This is a genomic window from Pseudidiomarina terrestris (assembly GCF_030466405.1).
GTDB classification, from domain to species: Bacteria; Pseudomonadota; Gammaproteobacteria; order Enterobacterales; family Alteromonadaceae; genus Pseudidiomarina; species Pseudidiomarina terrestris.
In genome coordinates, this window is the sequence record NZ_JAGGJF010000004.1 from 189,166 (window position 1) to 209,544 (window position 20,379).

14 protein-coding genes and 1 other RNA gene are annotated in these 20,379 nt (G+C 52.8%); 12 read left to right on the forward strand and 3 right to left on the reverse strand.

Annotation, left to right across the window (positions count from 1 at the left end):
* Positions 1-4 precede the first annotated feature (4 nt).
* On the forward strand, positions 5-1,561 hold the full coding sequence (locus tag J6J34_RS09525) for an amidohydrolase family protein (RefSeq protein WP_301898913.1): 1,557 nt from the start codon (positions 5-7) through the stop codon (positions 1,559-1,561).
* A 36-nt stretch (positions 1,562-1,597) separates the two neighbouring features.
* On the opposite strand, the gene ssrS is transcribed toward J6J34_RS09525, so the two are convergent.
* Together ssrS and J6J34_RS09535 are read right to left on the reverse strand one after the other, a co-directional pair.
* Positions 1,598-1,780: non-coding RNA, 6S RNA (gene ssrS / locus J6J34_RS09530), on the reverse strand.
* Positions 1,781-1,793: 13 nt separating this feature from the next.
* Positions 1,794-2,102: a cell division protein ZapA gene (locus J6J34_RS09535; protein WP_301721424.1), complete on the reverse strand. Its 309-nt coding sequence runs from the start codon at positions 2,100-2,102 to the stop codon at positions 1,794-1,796.
* 130 nt (positions 2,103-2,232) lie between these two features.
* On the opposite strand from J6J34_RS09535, the gene J6J34_RS09540 reads away from it, so the two are divergent.
* The 4 genes from J6J34_RS09540 to J6J34_RS09555 are packed head-to-tail and all read left to right on the forward strand — an operon-like array spanning position 2,233 to position 6,501.
* Positions 2,233-2,835 carry a UPF0149 family protein gene (locus tag J6J34_RS09540; protein WP_301836345.1) on the forward strand — a complete coding sequence of 201 codons (603 nt, stop codon included), beginning with the start codon at positions 2,233-2,235 and terminating at the stop codon, positions 2,833-2,835.
* A 2-nt stretch (positions 2,836-2,837) separates the two neighbouring features.
* Entirely contained in the window at positions 2,838-4,163 is a 1,326-nt protein-coding gene (gene pepP, locus J6J34_RS09545) for a Xaa-Pro aminopeptidase (protein WP_301898914.1), read from the forward strand.
* Positions 4,145-5,365 (forward strand): 2-octaprenyl-6-methoxyphenyl hydroxylase, encoded by a 1,221-nt coding sequence (gene ubiH / locus J6J34_RS09550; RefSeq protein WP_301898915.1) that lies wholly within the window; start codon positions 4,145-4,147, stop codon positions 5,363-5,365. The genes pepP and ubiH overlap by 19 nt, the downstream gene beginning before the upstream one ends.
* Positions 5,362-6,501: an FAD-dependent oxidoreductase gene (locus tag J6J34_RS09555; protein WP_301774815.1), complete on the forward strand. Its 1,140-nt coding sequence runs from the start codon at positions 5,362-5,364 to the stop codon at positions 6,499-6,501. The genes ubiH and J6J34_RS09555 overlap by 4 nt, the downstream gene beginning before the upstream one ends.
* Here the strand turns inward: J6J34_RS09555 and J6J34_RS09560 are convergent.
* Positions 6,482-7,351 (reverse strand): LysR family transcriptional regulator, encoded by an 870-nt coding sequence (locus tag J6J34_RS09560; protein WP_301774814.1) that lies wholly within the window; start codon positions 7,349-7,351, stop codon positions 6,482-6,484. The genes J6J34_RS09555 and J6J34_RS09560 overlap by 20 nt on opposite strands.
* Before the next feature lie 147 nt (positions 7,352-7,498).
* Here J6J34_RS09560 and gcvT point away from each other — a divergent pair, with 147 nt between their 5' ends.
* The 7 genes from gcvT to J6J34_RS09595 all read left to right on the forward strand — a co-directional run bounded on the left by gcvT (position 7,499) and on the right by J6J34_RS09595 (position 20,327).
* A complete protein-coding gene (gcvT, locus tag J6J34_RS09565) occupies positions 7,499-8,578 on the forward strand; it encodes a glycine cleavage system aminomethyltransferase GcvT (protein ID WP_301836350.1) in 1,080 nt (359 codons plus the stop codon).
* Positions 8,579-8,614: 36 nt separating this feature from the next.
* Complete coding sequence (gene gcvH, locus J6J34_RS09570) at positions 8,615-9,004, forward strand: glycine cleavage system protein GcvH (protein ID WP_301721416.1); 390 nt, start codon at positions 8,615-8,617, stop codon at positions 9,002-9,004.
* Between the two features lie 94 nt (positions 9,005-9,098).
* A complete protein-coding gene (gene gcvP, locus J6J34_RS09575; protein ID WP_301898916.1) occupies positions 9,099-11,984 on the forward strand; it encodes an aminomethyl-transferring glycine dehydrogenase in 2,886 nt (961 codons plus the stop codon).
* A 213-nt stretch (positions 11,985-12,197) separates the two neighbouring features.
* Entirely contained in the window at positions 12,198-14,297 is a 2,100-nt protein-coding gene (locus J6J34_RS09580) for a putative bifunctional diguanylate cyclase/phosphodiesterase (RefSeq protein WP_301898923.1), read from the forward strand.
* Positions 14,282-15,478, forward strand: a complete 1,197-nt coding sequence (locus J6J34_RS09585) for an NRAMP family divalent metal transporter (RefSeq protein ID WP_301834550.1) — start codon at positions 14,282-14,284, stop codon at positions 15,476-15,478. The genes J6J34_RS09580 and J6J34_RS09585 overlap by 16 nt, the downstream gene beginning before the upstream one ends.
* 110 nt (positions 15,479-15,588) lie before the next feature.
* A complete protein-coding gene (locus J6J34_RS09590; RefSeq protein ID WP_301721406.1) occupies positions 15,589-17,133 on the forward strand; it encodes a S10 family peptidase in 1,545 nt (514 codons plus the stop codon).
* A gap of 20 nt (positions 17,134-17,153) precedes the next feature.
* Positions 17,154-20,327: an amidohydrolase family protein gene (locus J6J34_RS09595; RefSeq protein ID WP_301721405.1), complete on the forward strand. Its 3,174-nt coding sequence runs from the start codon at positions 17,154-17,156 to the stop codon at positions 20,325-20,327.
* The last annotated feature ends 52 nt before the right edge of the window (positions 20,328-20,379 follow it).

Sequence of the window (20,379 nt, forward strand, 5' to 3'; positions counted from 1 at the left end):
TATCATGATTAAACGGCTACTGACTATGGCAATGCTCGGCCTGGCGCTGAGCACACAGGTATTTGCGGCTCCGCCCAAAGCACCGCCACGCGGTGAGCAAGGCGAAGGACCTTATCAACGTCTTATTTTACGTGGCGTGACCGTCATTAATGGCGAAGGCGCACCGCCGCAAGGGCCGGTCGATATCGTGATTGAGAATGACCGCATCACCAACGTCGTCAGTGTCGGTAACCCTGGGGTTCCGATTTTACCTGATAACCGTCCGCAACTGCGTGATGGCGACAAAGAAATGGACTTAACCGGTCATTACGTGCTGCCTGGATTCGTTGACATGCACGGGCACATCGGTGGTTCTGCGGAAGGCATTCCCGCCGAGTACGTATTGAAGCTGTGGCTTGCTCATGGCATTACCACCGTGCGCGAGCCGGGCAGTTTTAACGGCTTGGACTGGACCTTGTGGCATCAGGAACAAGCAGAGGAAAATAAAATTGTTTCGCCACGCATTATTCCCTACTTAGGTTTCGGTATGAATGCCGACGAACCTATTTTTAACGCGGCACAGGCGCGTGACTGGGTGCGAGCAACCAAGCGCGAAGGCGCAGCCGGCATTAAATTTTTTGGCGCACGGCCAGAAATCATTGCCGCAGCTTTAGATGAAGCCGACAAGCAAGGCTTAGGCACCATGATGCATCATGCTCAGCTCAATGTGGTGCGTACCAACGTGGTGGATTCGGCGCGGATGGGACTGGGTAGCATGGAGCACTGGTACGGTCTTCCAGAAGCTCTGTTCACCGGCCAGGTGATTCAGGATTACCCGGCAGATTATAACTACAACAACGAGCAGGACCGTTTTGCCGAAGCGGGCAAGTTATGGCAGCAAGCGGCCGAACCGGGCAGTGACAAGTGGAACCAGGTTCGTGACGAACTGATCGCGCTTGATTTCACCATTAACCCGACGCTGACGATTTACGAAGCAAGTCGTGACCTGATGCGTGAGCGGCAAGCGATTTGGCACGACGATTACACCTTGCCGCAGTTGTGGGATTTCTTCGAACCAAGCCGTTACGCACATGGCTCCTACTGGTTTGACTGGACCACCGATGAAGAAGTCGCATGGCGCAAAAATTATCAGAAGTGGATGGCGTTCTTAAACGACTTTAAAAATAAAGGTGGCCGCATTACTACTGGCTCTGACGCTGGCTATATCTACAAGATTTACGGCTTTGGTTTAATTCGTGAGTTTGAATTGCTGCGCGAAGCAGGATTCAATGCGCTGGAAGTGATTCAGGCAGCGACCTTAAACGGTGCTGAAGCGCTTGGTCTAGAGCATGAGATTGGTAGTGTGGTACCGGGCAAAAAAGCCGATTTAGTGGTCGTAGCGGAAAACCCATTAGCGAATTTCAAAGTACTTTACGGCACAGGTCATTTTAAACTAAACGAAAATAACCAACCGATGCGTACTGAGGGTGTCCGTTACACCATTAAAGACGGTATCGTTTACGATGCGCAGGAGTTATTAGCAGACGTACGTAAAATTGTTGAAAAGGCGAAAGCAGAATAGCTTTCGCCGTTCACTTTCGTCGTCTATGAAAAGGGGTGATCACCCGGAATGCCGCTGCGTGCCTTGGCCCTTGAACCCACTGGTTCAAGGCGGGGCGCAAATTCGCGGCCGTAGGCTTCTCGATACAGGTCGAGCTTGCACAATAGCCGGTCAGTGAGCCCCTTTACTGATGACATCGGCTCAGGGACATTAGCGTGCTGGCGAACATCCCAGGCGATCATAACTCTTTGTCTTACTTGCGCCCTGGCCGCTGCTCTGCGGTGACTTGCTCCAGGGTTTCCTGCAGTAATTTAATTTTCTCTTCCAGCTCTTGGATGCGCTGACGCTGCGAGAGTTCAAGTTGCGCGCTTTCGTGGCACAAATTTAACGCCGCCATCACTGCGATTTGCTCAGGATGAGTAAGGCGTGTCGCTTGTTTAATATGCTCAAGCTTTTGATTTAACTTGTCTGCCGCTTGCTGCAACGCAACCTCTTGTCCTTCAGGACAATTCACTTTGTAGTGACGCTCCATCAAATTGATGTCCATGGTGCGCTGACTCATACCAAGGTTCCTTGCTGGTTGATAGTGCATTTGCGCGCATTATGCCATGTCTTGAGGGGCTTTGTCAGCTAGCCTGAAAGGAAGCACAGTGGTAGGATGCAAGTTATCAAAAAGCAAGAGATAGACCTGCATGACTGATTCAACTTCTGATCAACCGGCGGAACTTGAGACAAGCTCTCAAGCGTATGACCGCCTTACTGAATTCTTCGAACGCCACGGGCTGTTATCCAGCGCGGCTGAAATTCACGGCTTGCTAACCGGCATGGTGGCTGGCGGTGCCAGCCTCGAGGGGGATGAGTGGTTACTGCTGCTCAGTGATCTGATCAATGAAGGGCAGTCGTTTCCTCCGGAAGTACGCGAGCGTCTCAGTCTGATGGCTGCTGAGTTAGGTGCTAGTCTGCGCGACCCTGATCTGGGCTTTCAGCTGATGCTGCCCGGTGACCATGAACCGCTGCATGAACGCTTGCAGGCGCTGACGGCTTGGGTGCAGTCGTTCCTCGTAGGCTTTGGGGTGAATCAAACCAACCTGGCCGGATTGTCAGCCGACTTGCGTGAAGCCATCGACGATATGGTTGAAATTGCCAAATTGGATATCGCTGTCGATGATGACGAGGAAGCCGAGCGGGCCTACTTTGAAATCATGGAATACTTAAGGATCTCCGCGATGCTTTGTTTCAATGAGCTTGGGCAAAACGGCGGAAATGGCTGCAAAACGAACAAGACGCTGCATTAATTATGAGCTTAACGATTCCCCAGTCTGAATTTGCTGAGCGCCGGGCGCGCCTGTTAAAACGCCTGGCCGCTCAAACTCACTCTGCTATCGCAATTGTCCCTAGTGCTGAGCTGACGACTCGCAGCCGCGACACGGAATTCCCGTTTCGTCAGGACAGTGACTTTTTCTACTTAACGGGCTTCAACGAGCCGGGTGCCGTACTGGTGCTGGCGCCTGATAGTGAAATGCCAGTGCAGTTGTACTGCCAGCCATCGGATCCGCACCAGGAAGTCTGGCACGGGCGGCGACTGGGTGTCGCACTTGCAGTGGCGGAACTGGGCGTTGATGTTGCGCATGCCATTGATGAGCTAGATGATCATCTGTTGCCGCTGCTTGATGGCGTGCACACGGTGCTGATTGACCACGAGAAAAGCGAGTGGCTGGCGCACGTGCAGGACCTTAGTGCTGAACTCCGGCAAAGCAAGAAAAAGGGCCAGCAGGCGCCCCGCGCGTATGCTGACTTAAGCCCCTGGCTGCATGAATGGCGCCTACAGAAGTCCCCGGCAGAACTGAATATCATGCGTGAAGCTGCACGCATCACCGTGGCTGCACATAAACGCGCCATGCGTTTTGCTGCTCCCGGTCGTTACGAATATCAGGTCGCCGCCGAACTTCATCATGAATTCGCTTTTCATGGAGCCAGTGCCCCTGCCTATGGCACCATTTGTGGCAGTGGTGAAAATGCCTGTATTTTGCATTACACCGAAAATCAGGACCAATTACGCGACGGTGATTTATTACTGATCGATGCCGGAGCTGAGTATCAGGGCTACGCTGCCGATATCACCCGCACCTTCCCGGTTAACGGTAAGTTCAGCGCTACCCAGCGGCAGTTGTACGAGGTTGTCCTGCGCGCACAAGAGGCAGCGTTTGCCACCTTAAAGCCAGGCAGTCACTTGCAGCGGGCCCAGCAAGCCGCGGCGAAAGAAATTACCAAAGGCCTGGTCGAGCTGGGTATCTTGCAGGGCGAAGTCACTGCGCACATGGAACAGGGGAGTTATCGTCGATTTTTCATTCATGGCTTGGGCCATTGGTTAGGATTAGACGTACATGATGTTGGTGACTATCAAAAAGGCGAGCAGCTGACGGCGTTAAAACCTGGCATGGTGCTGACCGTCGAGCCGGGGATTTATATTCCTGCTGATGCCGATGATGTGGAAGACAAATGGCGAGGCATGGGGATTCGTATCGAAGATGACGTGATTATTACAGAGTCGGGTTATGAAAATATGACCGCAGATGTGCCTAAGACTGTAGCAGAGATTGAAGCGTGGATGCAGACAAACTAACTTCGATTATTATCGCTGGCGGGGGCCTGGTGGGCTCCTTAACCGCGCTATTGCTGGCGCGGCGGCGCTCTGATCTCAGTATTTGTATTGTCGAACCTAATGCCGACGGGCCGGTCGACGATAAGCGCACGATTGCGCTCGCTGCGGCAACCGTGGAGCTATTGCAGCAACATGGGATCTGGCCGGATCTGGCGGCAGAAAGTGAAGCGATTAAGCATATTCATGTCAGCGATCGCGGCTATCTTGGCGCGACCCGCTTGCATGCCGAAGATGAGGGTGTGACAGCTCTGGGTCAGGTGGTACCAGCAGCCGCGTTGAATCGCGCGCTTTATCAGCATCTGGCCGATTTACCTAATGTGCTCTGGCGCGGTGGCACTCAAGTGACCGCGGTTGCGCAGCACAGTGACAGCGCGCAAGTGACCGTTGCTCCCGTGGTTGATGCCGCGGGCAAGGGAGAGGGCGAGGGCGAACAGCTACGCTGTCAGTTGCTGATTGGTGCCGACGGGCAACGTTCGTTTGTGCGTCAGGCGCTGGGCATTACCATGCAGGTGACCGACTACCAGCAAGTGGGGATTATTGCCACGGTCGAGCTGGCTGAGTCCCTCAAGGGTTGGGCCTATGAACGCTTCACCGAAACCGGGCCAGTGGCACTTTTACCCTTGCCAAACCGGCAAGCCTCATTAGTGTGGTCAGTGGCTGCCGACGAGGCAGATAAAACTCTGGCGTTAAGCGATGCAGATTTTCTGCGCGACTTGCAGGAGGTGTTTGGCTATCGTGCCGGGCGCCTGGTCGGTATCGGCGAGCGCTTGCAGTTTCCACTGCAACTGCATCTGGCCGAGCGCAGTGTTGCCCATCGCGCGGTCATCATTGGCAATGCCTCACATACGCTCCATCCCATTGCGGGACAGGGCTTTAATCTTGGCGTCCGCGATGCCATTTCACTTAGCGATCAGCTGGCGCGCGCATCTGACCCGGGCGCTTACGCGACGCTTGCAGATTACTGGCAGCAGCGCAAAGAGGACTATCGGCAAATCATTGGGCTTACGGATCTGTTGGTGCGCGGCTTTTCCAATCACCACTGGCCCATGAACAAGCTACGTAACCTTGCCCTGCTGGGCCTTGATGCACTACCACTGGTTCGCAATAGTTTTGCCCGGCAAACCATGGGGCTGAGCCACCTGGCCAAAGGAGAACGCAGATGAGTCAACGCTTTATCGTGGTTGGCGGCGGCATGATTGGCCTGGCCAGCGCTTTAGGGTTGCGTCAGCAAGGCCACCGCGTGACCCTCATTGAACAAGGCAAAGCACCGACCTACAGCGACGAGCTTGAGCTGCGTGTCAGCGCCATCGCTCATCATAGTCGGGCTTTATTAACCGAGTTAGGGGTCTGGCAACAGCTGCCTGCAGATCGACTTGGCCCCTACACCGCGATGGAGGTCTGGGACCAGGACAGTTTCGGTCGCATCGCGTTTGCCGCCAACGAGGTCAACCAGGCCGATTTGGGCGCGATTGTCGAAAACCGGGTGCTGGAGACGCATCTGTGGCAAGCGGCAGTCGATGCTGGCGTTGAGCTCATGCCGGAAACCGCGGTCCAGGACCACGGTTTGAGCGATACTGAAGTCTGGGTTGAAGCTGGCGGGCAGCGCCTGCGCGGCGATTATTTATTGGCTGCCGATGGTGTTAAATCGCCACTGCGACAAGCCGCAGGATTGCCGTTAACATTTTGGGACTATCAGCAACAAGGTTGTGTTGCTGTGATCCGGTGTAGCGAACCCCATAACGGCTGTGCCCGCCAGGTGTTCCTACCCAGTGGTCCGGTGGCCTGGCTGCCGTTAGCAGATCCGCACCACGTTTCTCTGGTTTGGTCGGCTGATAGTGAGCTTGCCCGGCAACTGCAGCAGCTCGATGATAACGACTTTATCAAGCAACTGCAGCGGGTGAGTGATCAATGTCTGGGTCAGCTTGAACTGGTGTCACAACGAGGTTACTTCCCGCTGCGTATGCAATATGCCAAGCGCTGGCTGCAGCAACGGTTGTTGCTCATCGGTGACGCCGCACACAGTATTCATCCCCTGGCCGGGCAGGGCGCCAACCTTGGTTTTGGCGATGTTCACGCATTATTAGCGGTAACGGCCAGTGAATTTGGCAGCGCAGACTTGCGGCAATGGGAGCGCCAACGCAAAGTTGCCGCGGTGCAGATGATAGCCACCATGGAAAGCTTTAAGCGCGGCTTTGGTACTGCCTCGCCGGTGGCGAAGTTGGTGCGTGGTTTAGGCTTGCGCCTGGCCGATCGGCTAGCACCGCTGAAACGCAAACTGATCAAATCCGCTCTAGGATAAATTGCCCCAGTTGCTGCGCCGCAGAATTTTCCGCGGCGCGGGTTGATAACATCACCCCGACCTCACCCAATTCCGGTAACACCACATTATCTGCCACCCGCTGTAGAGCTTCCAGATGCGCAGGGACTGTGCTTTGCGCGAGTACGGTAATGCCCAGACCACTCTCAATGGCTGCGGTTAAGCCACTAAAATCAGTGTTGGTGTAGGTGATACGTGACGCGATCCCAGCCTGGCGCAGGCCACGCAATGCCCGGCGCCGGTAAATGCAGCCATCGGGCGCCAGTACCAGCGGCAACGGTGAAGGGAGCAGGTGAGCGTCCTGGTTACCCACCCAAACCAGAGGCTCCTGCCGCAGTTCCAGCCATTGCACCGGATTGACCAGTTGCGCCGCATCCTTGCCGCCTTGCTCAGTCAGCGCAATGATGACATCAAAATCATCGGCTTTGGCGATCAGTTGTTTGCTTAAAGCTGAGGTGACTTCCAGTGCGACATTAGGGTAGCCGTGGGCAAACTGGCCGAGCACCTGGGGTAATAACTTACTGGCAAATTCACTGGTTATACCTAGCCGCACCCGGCCACTTAACTCAGGCTCAGTTAAGCGCGCGATGATTTGATCATTGAGGTTCAGCATTGCGCGGGCGGCATCCATGAGTTCGGCGCCGGCCGGGGTCAGTTGAATGCGACCACCGGTGCGGGCGTAGAGTCTTACCCCGAGCATGTCTTCCAGCCGCTGCAGTTGCAAACTGATGGCCGGTTGTGACCGCCCCAGTTGCTGACCGGCGGCAGTAAAGCTTTGTAATTCATAGACGCTGATGAAAGCGCGTAAGCTATCTAAGGGCAATTGCTGCACGAAAACACCTAAATTATTAACAAAGACAATAGTTATCAAGTTTGTATAAGCAAATATTATAATAGCATAAGGAATATTAATTTGTTGCGAGCGCCGATGGGTTTTATAATTGCGGCACTTTAAGCAAAACAACAGGACGACGACGCCATGGCAAATCGTACCCCTTTATATGATGCGCATGTGAAAGCCGGCGCAAAGATGGTCGACTTTCACGGTTGGGACATGCCGCTGAATTATGGTTCTCAAATTGAAGAACACAACGCAGTGCGTAAGGATTCCGGTGTGTTTGATGTATCCCACATGACCATCGTAGATGTGCTGGGTTGCGAAGCCAAAGCATTCTTACGCCATATGTTGGCCAACGATGTTGCCAAGCTGACCGTACCAGGCAAAGCCCAGTACAACAGCATGCTCAATAGCAAAGGCGGCGTTATCGATGACTTGATCGTGTATTACTTCACGGATGAGTCGTACCGCTTAGTGGTGAACTCTGCCACGCGCGAACGTGACTTAGGCTGGATTGAAAGTGTTGCCAAAGATTTTAACGTCGAGATCGCCGAGCAACCGCAATTTGCAATGATCGCCCTGCAGGGACCCAAAGCAGCGGAAAAATTGAAGCTGGTACTGGGTGATGAAGCCTTCAGCAAGGTTGAAGGTATGAAACCATTCATGTCGGCACAGGTTGGCGACTTGTTTATTGCGACCACCGGCTATACCGGTGAAGCAGGCTACGAAATCGTTCTGCCTGAACACGTTGCCGAGAAAGTCTGGAATGATCTGCTGCACGTTGGCGTACAACCTTGTGGCTTGGGTGCGCGTGATACCTTGCGACTGGAAGCTGGCATGAACCTTTATGGCCAGGATATGGACGAGGACACCACCCCGTTAGAAGCAAACATGGGCTGGAGTGTTGCCTTTGAACCGCAAGATCGCGATTTTATCGGTCGCAACGCCCTGGAAAAACAGAAGGCTGAAGGTCACGATAAGCTTGTCGGCCTGGTGATGCGCGAGAAAGGCGTACTGCGCCACGGTCAAAAAGTTGTCGTTGATGGCGGCGAAGGCATGATTACTTCGGGCACCTTCTCACCGACCCTTGGCTTCTCCATCGCTATGGCGCGGGTACCGTCTTCAGTGGGTGAAACCGCAGAAGTGGAAATGCGCAAAAAATTCGTTACAGTTAGCGTGGTAAAACCTAGCTTCGTTCGCAACGGCAAAAGCCTTGTCTAAAACGCTAAACAGAACAACTAACCTGAGGATCAGAACATGAGCTCAATCCCTAAAGAATTAAAGTACGCAGCCACTCACGAATGGGTTCGCAATGATGGCGATGGCATCTTCACCGTAGGTATCAGTGAACACGCACAAGATCTGTTAGGCGACATGGTTTTTGTCGAGCTGCCAGAAGTTGGCGATACCGTTGCCGCTGGTGATGACATTGCTGTAGCAGAGTCTGTGAAAGCAGCATCAGATATCTATGCACCTATTGCCGGTGAAATTACTGCAGTCAACGAAGAGCTCGAAGACTCGCCAGAAACCGTGAATAGTGATCCATATGGTGATGGTTGGTTGTTTAAGATAAAAGCCGAAGACCCAACTGAAGTAGAAAGCTTGCTTGATGCCGAAGGTTATCAAGCAGTTATCGACGAAGAGTAATTAGGCAATGGAATGCACAAACCCCGGTTCAATGCACCGGGGTTTTGTGTTTCCTGCTCCCCTGAATCAACCCCAATAAAGGGACAAGAAGTAAATGACCACAGCAACGCTTAAGCAGTTAGAAAATCATGGTGAATTTATTGGTCGTCACATTGGACCAAGTGCTGATGAGCAAGCCGAAATGCTTGCCGAACTCGGTGCTGATTCACTCGAAGCACTTACCAAGGATACGGTGCCTGGCGCAATTTTGCGTGACCCGTTCTTACAAGTCGGTGAGCCCCTTTCTGAACGTGAAGCGCTAGCCAAGTTAAAAACCATTGCCAGTAAGAACAAGGTGCTGACCTCTTACATTGGTATGGGCTACTACGACACTCTGGTGCCGAATGTCATTTTACGAAATGTCCTGGAAAACCCGGGTTGGTACACAGCTTACACCCCTTATCAGCCAGAGATTGCACAGGGACGTTTGGAAGCCATTCTGAACTTCCAGCAGATGACCATGGATCTGACCGGCCTTGAGCTGGCCAGTGCCTCCTTGCTGGATGAAGCAACTGCTGCTGCCGAAGCCATGGCGATGGCAAAGCGGGTCAGCAAAAATAAATCCAATGCCTTCTTCGTTGCCGATAACGTCTACCCACAAACCATCGACGTACTGAAAACCCGTGCGGAAATGTTCGGTTTTGAAGTGATCATCGCGCCTGCCCGTGAAGCCACGGAACACGATGTGTTTGGTGCCTTATTGCAGTACCCTGACCGCTTCGGTCAGTTGCACAACATCGAGCAGTTAATTGCAGACATCCAGGCCAACAAAGGCATCGTCGCAGTGGCGGCGGACATTATGAGCCTGGTCATGCTGAAGTCGCCGGGTGAGATGGGCGCCGACATGGTATTTGGCTCGGCACAGCGTTTCGGTGTACCTATGGGCTACGGCGGACCACACGCTGCCTTTTTTGCGACGCGGGACAAATTTAAGCGCTCACTGCCAGGCCGTATTATTGGTGTATCCAAAGATAGCCGTGGCAATCTGGCCCTGCGGATGGCGATGCAGACCCGCGAACAGCATATCCGTCGTGAGAAAGCTAATTCGAACATCTGTACCGCACAGGTGCTGCTGGCGAATATGGCGTCATTTTATGCCGTCTACCATGGTCCACAAGGCCTGCGTACCATCGCCGAGCGTATCCATCGCTTAACGGACATCGTTGCGCTTGGCCTGCAGGATAAAGGCGTTGAAGTCGTCAACTCACAGTGGTTCGACACCCTGACCTTTAAGCTTGAGGGCAACGAGCAAGACATTATCAACCGTGCCGTCGAGCATGGCTTCAACCTGCGTGTGGATGGGAATAATCAATTTGGTGTGAGTCTGGATGAAGCCAAGACCCGCGCTGATGTTGAGACTCTGTTTAATGCTCTGTTTGGTGATGAGCATGGCCTTGAAATCGATACTCTGGACGCGCGTGCAGGTGCTGGCGATAGTCACTCGATTCCAGCAGAATTGCGCCGTCAAAGCGAAATCCTGAGCCATGAAGTCTTTAATACGCACCACTCTGAAACCGAGATGCTGCGCTACATCAAAAAGCTTGAGAATAAAGACCTGAGCCTGAACCACAGCATGATCTCGCTGGGTTCATGCACCATGAAGCTGAACGCCACCGCAGAAATGATCCCGGTCACCTGGCCAGAGTTTGGTCAGTTACACCCGTTCTGCCCGGAAAACCAGGCATCCGGCTATTATGAGTTGCTGCAAACCCTGTCGAACTGGTTGATCGATATTACCGGTTACGATGCCATGTCGATGCAACCGAACTCGGGTGCTCAGGGTGAATATGCCGGCTTGTTGGCTATTCATAAGTACCACGAGAGCCGCGGTGAGTCGCATCGCGATATCTGCCTGATCCCAAGTTCAGCGCACGGCACCAATCCGGCATCTGCACAGATGATGGGTATGAAGGTTGTGGTGGTCGACTGTGACAAGAACGGTAACGTTGATCTGGACGATCTGAAGGAAAAAGCAGCAGAAGCAGGCGACCAACTGTCGTGCATCATGGTGACCTACCCGTCAACCCACGGTGTTTACGAAGAAGGTATCCGCACCATCTGTGACATCGTACATGAACACGGTGGCCAGGTTTACCTCGACGGCGCCAACATGAATGCGCAGGTCGGCGTCACCTCACCGGGTTACGTTGGCGCAGATGTATCGCACCTGAACTTGCATAAAACTTTCTGTATTCCGCACGGCGGCGGTGGCCCTGGTATGGGTCCTATCGGTGTCAAGAAGCACCTGGCACCCTTCCTGCCGAACCACTCAGTCGTGCCTATTCATGGTACTAACCTGGACAACGGCGCAGTGTCAGCGGCACCTTTTGGTAGCGCGAGTATTCTGCCGATTTCGTGGATGTACATTGTCATGATGGGCTCACGCGGTTTGCGCGAAGCGACCGAAGTTGCCATTTTAAATGCCAACTACGTGGCCAAGAAACTCAGTGGACACTACCCAATCCTGTACAAAGGCCGCAACGACCGTGTTGCGCACGAGTGCATTATCGACTTACGTCAGCTCAAAGACAGCTGTGATGTGACTGAGATGGACATTGCGAAGCGTCTGCAGGATTACGGTTTCCACTCGCCCACCATGAGCTTCCCGGTCGCGGGAACCTTGATGGTAGAGCCAACGGAATCCGAGTCCAAGTTTGAACTTGATCGCTTCATTGAAGCTATGATTTGCATTCGCAATGAAGTTCGTAAAGTGGAAGAGGGCGAATGGCCGCAGGACAACAACCCGTTGCATCATGCGCCGCACACCCTGGCGGATATCACCGATAACGACTGGGATCGTCCTTACGATCGCTTTACTGCCGTGTACCCGGTACCAGCAGTAGCGGCCAATAAATTCTGGCCAAGCGTCAATCGTATCGATGACGTCTACGGTGACCGTAACCTGATGTGCAGCTGCCCGGCAGTTGAGAGCTATCGCTAAGCAAGCTCACTAAAAGCTCACACGAACAAAAAGGGACTCATTTGAGTCCCTTTTTTTTATTGACCTTTTCATGAACATATCTATGCTAAGTATTTATGAAAATAAAAAGTTAATTCAAATGGTTGGGGGAGAAAAGCCATCCATCGGGTCAACCTGGAAAAAGCATTTCACCTGCTGGCGGAAAACCTTCGTGCGCAAAGTGAACTCAAATTTATAGAAAATCTCACGAGACTGCTCAGTGAGTTGCTTAGTGCTGACCATGTCATGGTGTCTGAGGTTTTTGATCACGATCCCAAACGGGCCCATATTATCTCGTTTTTCTCGGGCGGTTGTCATCAGACATCAGGAAGCTATGACCTGCAGGGCTCGCCCTGTGAGAGCGTTTTAAATTCCGACTCCTGCATCTTTAATGAAGGTGTATGTCAAAGCTTTCCTGATGATGAGATGCTGCAGACGCTTGGCGCAGAAAGCTACATCGGCGTGCCCATGCTGACGGTTGAGGGCACCAAACTGGGCTTGCTGGCGATTCTTAATGACGCGCCAATGCAGTATTCAACAGATGTGTTGGCGCTGTTGCAGGTCGCCGCCTCTCAGGCAGCTGCTGAGCTGGCGCAAATGCGCTTCACCAACCACCTTAAAGAAAGCCAGCGGCAGCTAGTGACGTTGATGGATAGCCTGCCCGGCATGGCCTACCGCTGCAAAAACGACCGCTGCTGGACCATGGAAATGATGAGTCGGGGCGTGTACGAGGTCACCGGCTATCAGTCTGAGCAGTTACTCAACAATAACGAAATCGCCTATGCTGATCTTATTCACCCACAGGATCGTGATGAGCTGGACCGGGCAATAAGGTTGGCAGTGGCCAGCGACTCCTATTTTCAGGTTAATTATCGGATCATCCGCGCAGATGGCGCGGTGCGGTGGGTATGGGAGCAAGGTAAGGGAGTACGTTCAGACAACGGCGATATCACCCATTTTGAGGGCTTCCTGCGGGATATTACTGAGCAGCATTTGCAGCAGCAGCGAATTGCCGAAATCGCCTTTAGTGATGAATTGACGGGACTGCCCAATCGCCCGGCGCTACTGGACTTTTTGCAACGGGAATATGAACAAACATCGGCGCCAGATCTGTTACTCGTCCTTCTCGATATTCGTGGTTTTCGCGCCATCAATCAGCGTTTTGGCTTACAGACCGGGGATACGCTGTTGCGTGTTATCGCCAGGCAACTACAAGCGGAGCTGCGTAAATTTGATCAGTCAGCCTTCCTGGCCCGGATTACCGGCAATGAGTTTGTGGTGGTCAGTGCAAATTACAGCGCGGGTATTGGCGACTTTTTGCAACTGGCGGACCACCTGACACAGCTTTTCGCTGATCCGATAGCGGTTCACGACCATCAGCTACTACTCAACTTTAAAGTCAGCGGGGCGTTTTCAAAAACTGCGCAGTCCGGCTCTGAGTTGCTGCAGCAGGCGAGTATCGCGATGTATGAAGCCAAGCAAAATGAGCTGAGCTATTGCACGTTCGATACAGATTTAGAACAGAAGGTGAGTCTGGAGCGTCGTCAGACCGAACGTTTCCTTCGTGCGCTACAAAACCAGGAACTTACCGTGCACTTGCAACCACAAATAGACCTCAACTCGAAGCAGTGTCTTGGTGCTGAGGTCTTGTGTCGCTGGTTCGACGATGAGTTGGGGACGGTACCTCCGGATACCTTTATCGCCATTGCCCGAAAGCAAGGGGTTCTGCCCGAACTGGGCTGGCAGGTCTTAAAGAAAACCTGCGCCCTTATTGAGGATTGGCAAACGCGTTACCAACAGGTTCCACCGGTCTCGGTTAATGTAGGCGCGCAACAATTTGCGTCCGCTGACATGGTCGACGAATTTGTCCGTATCTGTGGCGATTTACCGGCCAGCTCTATCATTCTGGAGATCACCGAAAGTGACCTGATGATTGATCCCAGACAAGCACTTGCGGTGACCAAACGACTGCGTGAGTATGGCTTTGAGTTAGCGATTGATGACTTTGGTACGGGGTACTCATCTCTTGCCTATCTGCAGTTGTTCGATGTTGATATTTTAAAAATAGATATTTCGTTTGTGCATGCAATGACGCTTGACGAGCAGAGTAAAACGCTGGTTAATACCATTCTTGTTATGGCAAAAACCTTAGGACTGACAACGATTGCTGAGGGCATCGAAACCGAAGAGCAGGCCATGCTGCTACAAAAGCTGGGCTGCGAACAGGGTCAAGGCTTTTACTTTGCCCGTCCTATGTCACCGGAAGAATTTGAAAAACAATGGCTCCATCCTTAAAAACACTTGGTCCTGGTATTATTCTTGCTGCCGCAGCGGTGGGCGCATCTCATTTAGTCGCCTCAACTCAGGCCGGTGCATTATTTGGTTGGCAGCTGTGGTGGCTGGTGGCCTTGGTCAATATTCTGAAGTACCCGTTCTTCCGGTTCGGGGTCTCTTACACCCTCAGTCATAACGAAAGCTTAGTAAGCGGTTACTACCGTAAACACCGTCTGTACCTCTGGGGCTTTGCTGTTCTCAATGTCATTGCCGCGGTTGTCAATACGGCCGGCGTGCTGCTGCTTACCGCCAGCTTGTTGCAGTTATTTCTGCCGGGACTCAGCCTCAGTCTGTTATGTTGGCTGATTCTTTTTGCGTGCCTTATCGTGCTGCTCGGCGGCCAGTACCGCAGCCTGGATCTGATCTCCAAGTGGATTATGGTGGCGCTGACGCTTGCTACCGTCGTTGCGGTGGTGATGGCCTGGCTCAATCATGTGCCGCCGCCCGCAGATTTTGTGCCGCCATCCCCCTGGAAGCTTTCTGCGCTAGCGTTTCTGGTGGCAATGATGGGGTGGATGCCGGTTCCCATTGAGCTATCGGCAATTAATTCGTTGTGGCTGCGCAGCAAGCAAAAACTCACCGTGTTAACACTTCGCGATGGCTTGTTCGACTTTAACCTTGGTTATTGGGCGACGGTGATCTTGGCATTACTATTCTTAGCCCTAGGAGCGCTGGTGCAATTTGGTGCAGCGCAGCCGATTGCTATGGCCGGTGTGACCTTTGCTGAGCAGTTTGTATCCATGTACAGCGCCACCATTGGTGACTGGTCAGAGTATTTTGTAGGGGGCATCGCCTTCTTGTGCATGTTCGGTACGACCCTGGCGGTGCTTGATGGCTACGCCCGTACACTGCGTGAAAGCTATCGCCTCATTAGCCGCCGCAGAAGCAGCCTGCGCTTATGGATTATCGGTCAGGCCATTGCCGGTATGTTAGTGATTCTTTACTTTCAGAGCGCGCTGGGTCCCATGCTGAGTTTTGCCATGACTCTGGCATTTTTAACCACGCCATTCTTTGCCTGGTTAAACTACACTCTGGTGCGCAAGCAACGGATGGCGATGGGGTTACATATTTGGGCCTGGCTAGGACTCACGTATTTATGTGGTTTTAGCCTGGTCTATCTGGTCTGGTTGGTGCTGGGCTAGGCAGTGGTGCGAGTCATCCGCAAATCCGTGGCATTGGACTCACAGAGCTTGAGGTTTGCGCCTACATACCCTTAAATGAAGGCACTCTAAAAACAATGAGGTTGATGCTAATGAATGTTTTATCCAGAGCTATCAGCGCGAGCTGTGTTACTGCTGCGTTGTTGTTGAGCCCACTAAGCCTGGCAGATGATCACGGTGCTCCGGTGGCAAAAATTGCCGCTGACGATGTGGTTGTGACCAATCACCGCGCCTCGATTAATGGCGAGCGCTTTGAGTATACGGCGACCACGGGTACGCAACCGGTCTTTAACGACGAAGGTGAAGCTACCGCAGCTTTGTTCTTCACTTATTATGAGCGCCAGGACGTAAAAAACCGTGAAGAGCGGCCATTGCTGATCTCGTTCAACGGTGGTCCTGGTTCAGCTTCAGTGTGGATGCATATCGCCTACACCGGTCCAAAATCCCTGCGCGTCGACGATGAAGGCTTTCCAATTATGCCGTACGGCGTAAAAGATAACCCACACTCCGTTTTAGATGTGGCGGATATCGTTTTCGTAAACCCGGTGAATACCGGCTACTCGCGCGTTTTGCCTAACGCAGAAGGCGAAATGCCGTCGAAGAGTGAACAGCAAAAAATGTTCTTTGGCGTCAACGCGGACGTCGACTACCTGGCGGATTGGGTCAATACCTTTGTCACCCGTCATGAACGCTGGCGCTCGCCGAAGTACCTGATTGGTGAAAGCTATGGTACGACACGGGTTTCCGGCTTAGCTCTGGCGCTACAAAATCGCCAGTGGATGTATCTGAACGGCGTTATCCTGGTTTCTCCTACGGAAATCGGTATCGATCGTCTGGGTCCGGTGGAAGCTGCCAACCGCCTGCCGTACTTCGCCGCCACCGCGTGGTATCACGATGCTTTAAATCAGGACCTGCAAAGCAAGGACCTGATGGAAGTGTTGGACGAAGTTGAAGCCTATACGCTGAATACCTATTTGCCGGCGCTGGCCAAAGGCGCGATGCTCCCCGCCGCTGAGCGCGAGCAGGTTGCCGAACAGGTCGCGCGGTTCTCAGGTTTAAGTAAGCAAACTGTGTTGCGCGCAAACCTTGATATTAATCCACGCTTTTTCTGGAAAGAGTTATTACGTGACCGTGGCCAAACCGTGGGCCGACTGGACTCGCGTTATCTTGGTATCGACCGTGATGATGTTGGTGCCAGCCCTGATTACAACGCCGAACTGACGTCGTGGTTACACTCGTTCACGCCTGCGATTAATTACTACCTGCGTGAAGAGCTGAACTACAAGACCGACGTTAAATACAACATGTTCGGTCCTGTTCATCCATGGGATCGCAGCAATAACAACACTGGCGAAAACCTCCGCCAGGCAATGGCGCAAAATCCTTACCTGAATGTCTTAGTGCAGTCAGGTTATTACGATGGTGCGACCAACTACTTTGATGCCAAGTACACGACCTGGCACCTTGACCCAAGCGGTCGTATGGCGGACCGGATCGATTTTAAAGGCTATCGCAGCGGTCATATGATGTATTTACGCGCAGAAGATCTTAAGTCGGCAAACAGTGACGTACGTACGTTTATTGAGTCGACCGTGCCTGCTAAAGGTGAAGCCGCGAAATACGAAGCGAAGCAATAACACAACACAAAGGTCTAATCATGAAAAAATTAACCACGCTGGCCCTTGCGGTCAGCGTCGCTCTGGCGCTGCCAGTCCAGGCTCTAGCCGAAGAAACATGGGACGTACAGGCGCCACAAGGCGAATTTAAAGACGTTCAGATCAAGGTCAATGAAGGCACCTGGATGAACGTTGATTTAAGTCCGGACGGCAAATGGCTGGTGTTTGACTTACTTGGCGACATTTACCGCATGCCCGCCAGCGGCGGTGATGCGGAGCTGATTGCCGGTGGTATTGCCTGGCAGATGCAGCCGGTGTTCTCCCCTGACGGGAAGTATATCGCTTACACTTCTGATGCTGACGGTGGCGACAACATCTGGGTCATGGATGCAGACGGCAGCAATGCCCGTGCCGTGACCAATGAAACCTTCCGCCTGCTGAACAGCCCTGCCTGGAGCCCTGACGGCCAGTTCTTAGTGGCTCGGAAACACTACACTGCGCGCCGCTCTCTTGGAGCCGGTGAAGTCTGGATGTATCACGTGAACGGTGGTAGCGGTGTACAGCTGACCGAGCGCCCCAACGATCAAAAAGATCTGGGCGAGCCAGCGTTCTCTCCTGACGGGCGTTACATCTATTTCTCGCAGGATGATACTCCCGGCAAAACCTTTCATTACAGCAAGGACTCCTTAGAGGGTATCTACACCATCAAGCGTTTTGATCGCGAAACCGGTGACATTGACGTGTTACTCGGTGGTGCCGGCGGTGCAATCCGTCCGACACCTTCACCTGATGGCAAGCACCTGGCGTACATCAAACGCGAAGACTTCAACAGCGTGTTGTACACCTACAACCTCGAAACCGGTGAAGAAAAGCGCCTGTACACCAAGCTTGACCGCGACATGCAGGAAACCTGGGCGATTCACGGTGTTTATCCGACCATGGACTGGACTGCCGATGGCGAGTCTATCGTGTTCTGGGCTGACGGTAAGATCATGAAACTTGACGTGGCAACGCGTCAGGCGCGGGTGATACCATTTACCGTTGAGACCACTAAAAAAGTCCAGACGGCACTGCATTTCAAACAAAGTCTGGGTGAAGACCAGTTCAATGTGAAAATGTTACGTAGCGTGCAAGTCGCCCCTGATGGCGAAAGTGTGGTCTATGAAGCGTTAGGTCACTTGTACCAGCGCGCTCTGCCAAACGGAAAGCCGCAGCGTCTGACCGACCGTGAGGGTGCCTGGGAGCTTTATCCAAGTTATTCCCGCGATGGCGATAAGCTTATCTATGTCACCTGGGATGATCAGGAGCAGGGACAACTTATCGTTCGTGACCTGAACAGCGGCAAAGAGCGTGTATTGCCGACGGGCAAAGGCAAATTTATTGAGCCTGTATTCAGCCCGGATGGCAACTCTGTGGTTTACCGGAAAGTCAGCGGTGGTTATCTGACACCGGACACCTACGGTCTGAATCCGGGGGTCTATCACTTGTCATTAGCTGCTGACGCGCAGCCGCGACTCGTTAGTGAAGGCGGCTTCCAGCCACAGTTTGGTGCGCGCAACGATCGGGTCTATCTGATGAGTTCAGCGGGCGCACAACAGTTAATGTCCGTTGATTTGGCAACGAAAGAACAACGCACACTCTATACTTCTGAGCATGCCACTGAATACCGGGTATCGCCAGATGGTCAGCACCTGGCCTTTGCTGAGCGTTTTAAAGTATTTGTGACACCTTTGGTCGAACGTGGTTCGCCAATCACTATTGGTCCGAGTGATAAGCAGTTCCCTGTCGAGCAGCTCTCGGTGCGCGCCGGTGAAAACATTTCCTGGACCGCAGATGGTAAAAATATTTACTGGTCATTAGGGCCTGAGCTTTATCATGCGTCAGTCGGTGGCTTATTTACTATTGATAAAGGTGACACTGAGTTTGATAAAGTCAGTAGTGGCAGCAATATCAGTTTCTCAGCGGATACTGCGATACACGACGAAACCGTAGCCTTTGTTGGTGGCCAGGTCATTACCATGGACGGCGACAAGGTGATCACCAACGGTGCGGTTGTGGTGCGCGGCAATAAAATCATTGCGGTCGGCCGTGCTGCCGATGTGGAGATCCCAAGCGATGCTTACGTTGTCGATACCACCGGTAAAACGGTGATGCCTGGGTTGTTTGACGGGCATGCGCACGGTGGTCAGGGTGAATATGAGATCATTCCTGAGCAGAACTGGCAGGCCTATGCCAACCTCGCTTTCGGCGTAACTGCGATTCACGACCCATCCAATGATACGTCGGAGATCTTTACTGCCAGCGAAATGCAACAAGCAGGCCTTATCGCTGCGCCGCGGACGTTCTCGACCGGTACCATTTTGTATGGCGCGAACGGACCAGGCTATACCTCTCACATCGATAGTCTGGACGATGCCAAGTTCCATCTTGAACGCCTGAAAAAAGTCGGTGCTTTCTCGGTGAAGAGCTACAACCAGCCACGTCGTAATCAACGTCAGCAGGTTATTCAGGCAGGTCGTGAACTCGAGATGATGGTGGTGCCAGAAGGCGGTTCGTTGTTGCAACACAACCTGTCGATGATTGCAGATGGTCACACCACCATTGAGCACTCAATCCCGGTGGCTGAAATCTATGACGACATTGAGCAGTTCTGGAAGCAAACGGACGTTTATTACACGCCAACCTTAGGTGTGGCCTACGGCGGTATCTGGGGTGAAAACTACTGGTACGCCAAGACTGACGTCTGGAAACATCCAAAACTATCCAAGTTCGTGCCGCAGGATAACTTAGTCGGCAAGGCCATGCGTCGCGAAACTGCGCCTGACCACCACTATAACCACATCAATAATGCTGAAGTTGCAAAGCGTTTAACCGATGCAGGTGTGAAAGTGGTCGCAGGTGCTCATGGTCAACGTGAAGGACTCGCGCAGCATTGGGAGATCTGGATGATGGCGCAAGGCGGGATGACGCCGCTGGAAGCTTTGGCGACGTCCACCATTAACCCAGCCATGGAGTTTGGTCTGGACCATGTGATCGGTTCCCTGGAAGAGGGCAAGTTGGCGGACATTATCGTTATTGATGGTAATCCGCTGGAGAACATTCGCGTCACCGATCGGGTTACTCATACCATGGTCAACGGCCGTTTGTACGATGCTACCAACATGAACCAGTTGGTACCGGAAGCCGCTCCGCGCGCAGCATTTTTCTGGGAATAGACCAAGGTCGTAGGCTGAAATTTTCAGCTGTGGCTGTATCTTTACCAGAAGC

Excerpts from the sequence above, each read along its gene's own strand:
- J6J34_RS09525 (WP_301898913.1), top strand. The coding sequence starts at position 5 with ATGATTAAACGGCTACTGACTATGGCAATGCTCGGCCTGGCGCTGAGC.
- J6J34_RS09535 (WP_301721424.1), bottom strand. The coding sequence starts at position 2,102 with ATGAGTCAGCGCACCATGGACATCAATTTGATGGAGCGTCACTACAAA.
- J6J34_RS09540 (WP_301836345.1), top strand. The coding sequence starts at position 2,233 with ATGACTGATTCAACTTCTGATCAACCGGCGGAACTTGAGACAAGCTCT.
- pepP (WP_301898914.1), top strand. The coding sequence starts at position 2,838 with ATGAGCTTAACGATTCCCCAGTCTGAATTTGCTGAGCGCCGGGCGCGC.
- J6J34_RS09555 (WP_301774815.1), top strand. The coding sequence starts at position 5,362 with ATGAGTCAACGCTTTATCGTGGTTGGCGGCGGCATGATTGGCCTGGCC.
- gcvT (WP_301836350.1), top strand. The coding sequence starts at position 7,499 with ATGGCAAATCGTACCCCTTTATATGATGCGCATGTGAAAGCCGGCGCA.
- gcvH (WP_301721416.1), top strand. The coding sequence starts at position 8,615 with ATGAGCTCAATCCCTAAAGAATTAAAGTACGCAGCCACTCACGAATGG.
- gcvP (WP_301898916.1), top strand. The coding sequence starts at position 9,099 with ATGACCACAGCAACGCTTAAGCAGTTAGAAAATCATGGTGAATTTATT.
- J6J34_RS09585 (WP_301834550.1), top strand. The coding sequence starts at position 14,282 with ATGGCTCCATCCTTAAAAACACTTGGTCCTGGTATTATTCTTGCTGCC.
- J6J34_RS09590 (WP_301721406.1), top strand. The coding sequence starts at position 15,589 with ATGAATGTTTTATCCAGAGCTATCAGCGCGAGCTGTGTTACTGCTGCG.
- J6J34_RS09595 (WP_301721405.1), top strand. The coding sequence starts at position 17,154 with ATGAAAAAATTAACCACGCTGGCCCTTGCGGTCAGCGTCGCTCTGGCG.